Here is a 7,073-nt window from a genome sequence, read left to right as displayed (position 1 = left end):
TCCCGCTCCACCAGCTGCTTGCAGATGCACTCGAATAAAGTCCAAGTCTTCGTCGTCTAATATTCTAATAGCCTTATCAACCGAAAATTTATCCGGACCCTCTTTTTGTACAACAAATTGATACCCCTCGGTAATAGACTGGTAAGAGGATGTATTGGCAACGAAAGCACTATTTTCAAAACTGTGCTGGAGCATTTTTTGATTCGGTTCTAAGAAAATAGTGCCTGTCATCATTACCGGATTGGGATACGAGGAGGTATGAACATTTGCATATTCGCCATGTGTTGGATGATAAGGCATGATGCCATACGTTCTTTCAATTAGGGATCCCTGTTTTGCAAGTTTTGAAAAATTGGGCATTTCTAATCTTGTTGGAGCTTCGATATGCAAACCATCGATGATAAATAAAATAGCTCGTTCGGGAGTATTTTGTGCCATGCTTTCCTGGTTTGTAAATGAAAATGCAATCATAAAGAATATCAATATACCTTTCATTTTTACTATGTAGTTTTGCCGAAATTGATAGATAAACCTCATATAATAACCCCTGATATTAAAATAGATATATAATCATACGTCCCGCTTGCAATATGAATAACAATAAAAAAATTAGATATAAAATGCATCTGAATTATCAAGTGATATACATTTATATTGACAGCATTCGACATCATTACCTGACCCGATCATATCCTACAGCATTGTTATCATGGAGACCCAGCCTGAGGTTTTTTTCCCGGCATTAAGACTATTTATAGTTTTCAAATTAACTTTAGCAGTGCTATTCACGGGCAATAATCTGAGAGGGGTAATAGTTTTGTGAATCAAAGGGAGGGAGTAAGACAGGTTATCTTATAGAGTGTTACCAGTATGTGTTTGAACTCCTATTTTCTTATACTCCCTAGGACAATTAACAGGAGCAGGCCAGCCCGGATCAATACAGGATTAAGTGGTTTAGGGGGGATCACATTCTGTATTGAAAATAAAGAAGTATGACTATTGCTATAGACCTGTTTTTGATTGATGTATTTATTCTATCGCTTTTAAATAAATCGCCTGAAAAGATATGCATAACGACCTGAACACATTATTTCTGCAAAATAATACGGGAGAGCGGATCGTAGACTCTCTGCCGGTTGCCATCTATATGACTGACACGGAAGGCCGGCTTAAATATTACAATGATTCCGCCGTCAAATTTTCGGGACGAGAACCGAAATTGGGTACGGATAAGTGGTGTGTTAGCCTGAAGCTTTATTATACCGACGGGCGTCCCATGCCACATGATGAGTGTCCCATGGCTGTTTCGCTGCAGGAGGAGAGGAGTATTGACGGTGCCGAAGCAATAGCCGAGCGGCCGGACGGAGAGCGTATTTGGTTCAAAGTTTATCCCTCTCCGCTGTATAATAAGGAGGGGGAACTCGTGGGCGGTATCAATGTGCTTGTGGATATTACCGAACGCACGAAGGCTGAGCAAGCCCTCCAGGAAAGCGAAGAAAAGTATCGGACCATATTTGAGACGATGGATGAGGGGTTTTGTATCATCAAACTGGAATTTGATGATAATAACCAACCTGTGGATTTCTACTATTTGGAAACCAACCCCGCTTTCGAGAAGCACGGCGGTCTTACAGGGGTTGAACAGAAAAGTATTCATGAAGTTCTGCCTACCATCGACGAGAAGTGGATTAAAAGATATGGTAATGTTGTTTTGACGGGAGAGCCGGTTCAGGATGTACTGTATGTTGAAAGTTTAAAGCGCTGGCTTGATATATCTGCCTACCGCATCGGAGAGCGTGGTGAGCAGAAGGTGGCGGTACTGTTTAAGGATATAACCAAGCGGAAGCAGGCAGAATTCAAGCTGCGTAAAAACAGAGACCGGTTGCTCGCCGCACTTGGGATTGATACGGTAGGGGTGCTCTTCTGGGAGATGGAGAGTATAACGATTAAAGAGGTGAACGATGCTTTTTTGGAAATGAGTGGATATGACCGGGAAGAAGCCGTGGGAAAGACCTGGCAGGAATTAACCCCTGAAAAGTTTCATCCTATTTCGAATCAGGCGGTGGACAACCTTAAAAAGAACGGTCATACCAAACCTTACGAAAAGCAATACATACGAAAGGACGGTTCGCGATGGTGGGGGTTGTTTGCCCCGCGTGTGATAGATGAGAACGAGATTGTTGAATTTGTACTTGACATTTCAGAGCGCAAGCACGTGGAGGAAGAGCGGGAGCAGCTCCTCCGGCAGGTGGAATCAGAGCGGGAACAGTTATCAGATATTTTTAAGCAGGCCCCGTCATTTATGTGCGTACTGCACGGCCCGGATCACGTGTTTGAGCGGGCGAATGACTACTACAGGCAACTTGTCGGGGACCGGGAACTTATTGGGAAACCGGCGCGGAAAGCAATACCGGAATTCGAAGATCAGGGTCTTGTCGGGCTGCTGGATGAAGTATATGAGACCGGTGAACCCTTCAGGGGAACCGACATGGAAATTATGCTTCAGCGGCAGCCGAACACTGAAAAACTGGAAAAACGCTTCGTGGATTTTGTGTATCAACCGCTTCGCGATGCGGATGGATCCATTAATGGGATCTTTGTGCAGGGGGTGGATCTGACCGAACGTCACCATGCCCGGGAAGAACTAAAGGCAATAAACGAAACCCTTGAGGAGCGGGTGCAGGAGCGAACAGAAGAGTTGTTGTCCTACCAGTCCCAGTTGCGATCACTGGCATCCCAGCTTAGTAAGGCAGAGGAGAATCAGCGACAGCAGCTGGCTTCCGAAATACATGACAACCTGGGCCAGATGCTTGCACTGGGTAAAATGAAAGCTGATTTGCTGCAGAATATCCCCGATTCTGCTGATTCATCTGGGGCGATTACAGATTTACAGGAAGTGCTCGATGATGCGCTTAGGTATAGCCGGGAATTGATGTCCGAGCTGAAACCACCGCCCTCTATAGATGGCGATATAAAGGCTGCTGCTGAGTGGATAGCTGAAAGGCTGGAAAAACACGGTCTTAAGGTGGACATCAATGATGATGGACGACCGAAGCCGCTTGATGAAGAGGTAAGGATTACCGTCCTTCAAAGTATAAGAGAGCTGCTGTTTAACGTAGTAAAACATACTTCCGAAAAAGAAGCCGTTATTCTTTTGCGAAGAAGCAGAGATCAGTTGCGAGTAACGGTCAAAGATGAAGGAGAAGGCTTTGACCCGGATAAAACGGAATGGACACCGGATAAAAATGGAAATTTTGGACTTTTTAATGTGCAGGAGCGGATAGATCTGCTGGGAGGCGAGGTGAATATAGAGGCCAAACGCGGTGAGGGTACGAAGGTAACGTTAAGCATACCGTTATCCGGGAAGGCTGCAGCGAGAGAGGAGGAAGAGCCGGAAGAAACGCCGGAACCCATACATAAATCAAAAGTACCGCAAGTCGCCCGTGAGGAAAGAATCAAGGTGTTGCTTGTAGACGATCACCAGATGGTTCGCAAAGGGCTTCGAAAGATTATCGAGGATCAGGATGATGTGTTTGTGGCTGGCGAAGCGGGCGACGGAGAGGAGGCTGTATCGTTAAGCCGGGAGACGGCTCCGGATATCGTGCTGATGGATGTAAATATGCCTAAAATGGATGGGATTGAAGCCACGCGCAGAATAACCTCCGAAATGCCGGGGACCCGTATCATCGGACTTTCACTCCACGATGAAAAGAGGGTTATAGAGAAGATGCGAAGCGCTGGTGCTTCGGCTTATCTGACAAAGACGGAAGCATTTGAATCGTTAATTGTGACTATTCGGGCTGAAGCGTCAGCGCAAGGAGAATGAATAGCCTCTTATCTTTTTGTGCATGTTTTGCAATCCCGGAGCAGGGGAGATTTTGACGGCAGCAATCTTGAAAAAGCGAGGCGGAAAAAGGTGAAGAATAGAAGCACCTGAGTGGGGCTAGTTATCGTATAATATGGGTTTTTACCGGCAGTGGGGGAGCTTTATTGTTTTTGCGGCTTTCGGCAGGCAACCTTTGAATGCAAATTCTTGTATAGTCTAATGAAGAGGTGCTGATCAGTTTCCTTATTTTCGCGGCGATCGATATGATATGCAAAGGAGGATATTGATTAAGGAGTAGAGGGGAATAAATATCACAGGTACTGCATATATATACATATAAGGAATCTCGCAGAAGATAGGGACAATTGCACATTCTTATTCCATTGCAATCATAAAAAAATAAATAAGAGGGATTATTATGAGGACAAAAAAAGGATGGTTTATAGGACTGCTTTCATTTGTATTGGTTATTGGATATGCCTGTCAGGACCAACCGGTCGACTCGAATAAATCTGACTCGGGACAACCTGCTGAGCTGCAAAAAATTGAAGGGAGCGGGGCTTCATGGGCGGGTCCCATTCAGCGAAATTTTCGCACTCATCTTAAAGGTGAAAATGAGGTTCCGGCGGTTGAAACAGATGCCCAGGGCCAGGCGATATTCAAAGTTGAGGGTTCCTCCATTCAGTACAAGCTGATTGTAGCCAATATTGAAGATGTTCGAATGGCTCATATTCATCATGCCCCGGCCGGGGAAAACGGGGGCGTCGTAGCCTGGCTCTATCCTTCCGCACCCCCTCCCCAGCTGATCGAAGGACCATTCCAGGGCATACTGGCGGAAGGAACAATTACGGCGGATGATCTTGTCGGATCCCTTGAGGGAGAATCATTGGATGCGTTGTTAGATGAAATAAAGGCGGGAAATACCTATGTCAATGTCCATACTGTGGAACACGGAGGCGGGGAAATCCGGGGACAGATCAAATAATTATTCAAGAGGATAATTATTGGGTAAAGATCGTTATCTAACATTCCGATATGGACATCAGGGTAGTAAAGGGTCGCACGGGATATGAATATAAATATATCTGTCCTCCCGGTTTGCAGCCGGGAGGACAGACTACGTGTTCTTTTTTTAATGGCTTGAATTGATAAAGGTGGTATTCTAAAACCGCTTTGAGGGCAGTGGCTAAACTAACGAAGGCTTCCGGCTGAACACGCTTGCCTATTTATAACTTTCTTTGCGTAAAAATTCGTGATATTTTCCCCGCAGCTTGTAGAAAGGGGAACGCCATAAAAATTAAGAAACACTTTATCCCATGATTTTTTTTCCGGAGGTCTTCTCCACTGTTAAAGACGTGAACGGCTTCTTAGCTGGACCTCGCCGTATAACGGTCTTCCTGCTATTCCTTTTATTATTGATTGCCGTCCCGGGACGGTCGCAAGATACGGAAACACTTGATACGCTGGTGGTCTCGAAAGAGATCGTGATTTCATCGAGCCGGGTCCCCCAGACAGCGGCGGGTTCGGGACGCAATATCACCATCATACCCGCCACAACGATTCAAAGCCTGCCGGCTCACACGGTTGATGAAGTGCTGCGTTATGTGTCGGGTGTAGAAGTACAGTCGAGAGGGGCGTTCGGCACGCAATCGGATTTCAGCATTCGGGGCAGTACCTTTTCGCAGGTGTTGGTCATGATTGACGGAGTGCGGCTTAACGATCCCCTTACCGCACACTTTAATTCCAATATTCCTGTTGCACCTTCCGAAATAGAGCGCATCGAAGTATTGCACGGGCCTGCAGCCGCCCAGTATGGCGCTGATGCGGTAGGCGGCGTAATTAATATCATAACACGAACCTTCGGCCAGCCTGAGGGAGGGGGGGACACAAGTGCCGATGCCGAGGTCGGTTATGGTCAGGATGACCTTAAAACAGGCCGGGCCGGGGTTTTCCACAGCAACAATACTTACCGCATGGGCGGCGGCGGCATGTGGTACCATACGCCCGGGCAGTCGCTGGGGGAAGATTACAGGAACCGTTTTAGCATCGGGAATGCTTCACTCTCAGCCGGGGTTCAGCTGGGGGAGGGATGGGACCTGTCGGCGCGTACCGCCTATGACGACCGTGATTTCAACGCAAAATATTTTTATACCGCCAGTCCCTATGACGACGCAACCGAGCGCGTGACGGCCTGGTGGAACCAGCTTCAGCTTACAAGGCATTCCGGCAACCAGGTTACGACCCTGAAGGGATCGTATAAACATAATACGGATGAATTCGTCTTTAATCCCGATACGCCGGCAAACCACCATGTTACGAAGCTGCTGAATCTGCAGCTCTACCAGTATCGGCAGCTGTCTTCCCGGTGGTCATGGACCTACGGGGCTCAAACCAGCAGCCGGTTTATTCGAAGCAGTGACCGGGGACGACACAACGATTGGCATTACGCCGGTTTTACGATGATGCAGTGGCATCCCGGCAGCCCGTTGACGCTGACCGGCAGCCTGCGGCTCGACCATGATGAGAATTATGGTACGGAGTTGATGCCCCACCTGAGCGCATCCTATGATGTCGGACGATGGATTTTACGGGCTTCCGGGGGACGCAGTATCCGTTCTGCAAGTTATACCGAGCGGTATATCTCCAACAATTTGGACGGTCCGGTTGCAGGGGGACGTAATATCGGGAATCCGTGGCTGAAGGCTGAACGGTCGTGGTCGGGCGAAGTGGGCTTCGACTTGTTTCCGCTGCAAAATGTCCGGTTTTCGGCCACCGGCTTTGTCAGGGCTTCTTCCAACCTGATTGATTACGTACTCACGAACGCGCAGGATATCCGGAACGACGATAACTTACAGCCGGATGCGGATTACCTGTATACCGAAAACCTGAGCAGTGTACGAACGGCCGGCATAGAAATGGAACTCTCGATGCACAGGAAGCTGGGGCGGCGGTGGATCCTCAGGAACAGAGTCGGATATACCTTTACGGATTCCTACAGTGACGAGGGGGTGGCCTCAAAATATGTTTCCAATTATGCCCGTCACCTGGTTAACGGGATGGTCTCATTGCAAAAAGGAGCGTTTGAAACGACTCTGAGCGGACTTTGGAAACAACGCCGGGAAGATAGTGCCGAGGCCATCAGCGCATATAAATCGCCGGAGTACAGCGTATGGAACATAAAAGTGGGCTATGAGCTGGTGAAAAGTATGACGATCGGGATCGAAGTGGATAACCTGTTTGATGAGCG

Annotated in this window: 3 protein-coding genes and 1 pseudogene; 3 read left to right on the top strand and 1 reads right to left on the bottom strand. The window is 47.6% G+C overall.

What is annotated here, in order from left to right; genetic code table 11:
• Positions 1-438, bottom strand: a pseudogene (locus tag ACESLU_RS09440) (hypothetical protein); the annotation flags it as partial.
• Positions 439-1,066: 628 nt separating this feature from the next.
• On the opposite strand from ACESLU_RS09440, the gene ACESLU_RS09435 reads away from it, so the two are divergent.
• The 3 genes from ACESLU_RS09435 to ACESLU_RS09425 form a co-directional block, all read left to right on the top strand.
• On the top strand, positions 1,067-3,826 hold the full coding sequence (locus ACESLU_RS09435) for a PAS domain S-box protein (RefSeq protein ID WP_372638354.1): 2,760 nt from the start codon (positions 1,067-1,069) through the stop codon (positions 3,824-3,826).
• Between the two features lie 418 nt (positions 3,827-4,244).
• Positions 4,245-4,811: a CHRD domain-containing protein gene (locus tag ACESLU_RS09430; RefSeq protein ID WP_372638352.1), complete on the top strand. Its 567-nt coding sequence runs from the start codon at positions 4,245-4,247 to the stop codon at positions 4,809-4,811.
• Positions 4,812-5,142: 331 nt separating this feature from the next.
• A partial coding sequence (locus ACESLU_RS09425) for a TonB-dependent receptor plug domain-containing protein (protein ID WP_372638350.1) occupies positions 5,143-7,073 on the top strand: 1,931 nt, incomplete at its 3' end.

The sequence above is a fragment of the Fodinibius sp. genome (assembly GCF_041642155.1).
GTDB lineage: Bacteria > Bacteroidota > Rhodothermia > Balneolales > Balneolaceae > Fodinibius.
The sequence above is the reverse complement of the archived record's forward strand: the minus strand, read 5'-3'. Positions and strand labels throughout refer to the sequence as shown.

Excerpts from the sequence above, each read along its gene's own strand:
- ACESLU_RS09435 (WP_372638354.1), top strand. The coding sequence starts at position 1,067 with ATGCATAACGACCTGAACACATTATTTCTGCAAAATAATACGGGAGAG.
- ACESLU_RS09430 (WP_372638352.1), top strand. The coding sequence starts at position 4,245 with ATGAGGACAAAAAAAGGATGGTTTATAGGACTGCTTTCATTTGTATTG.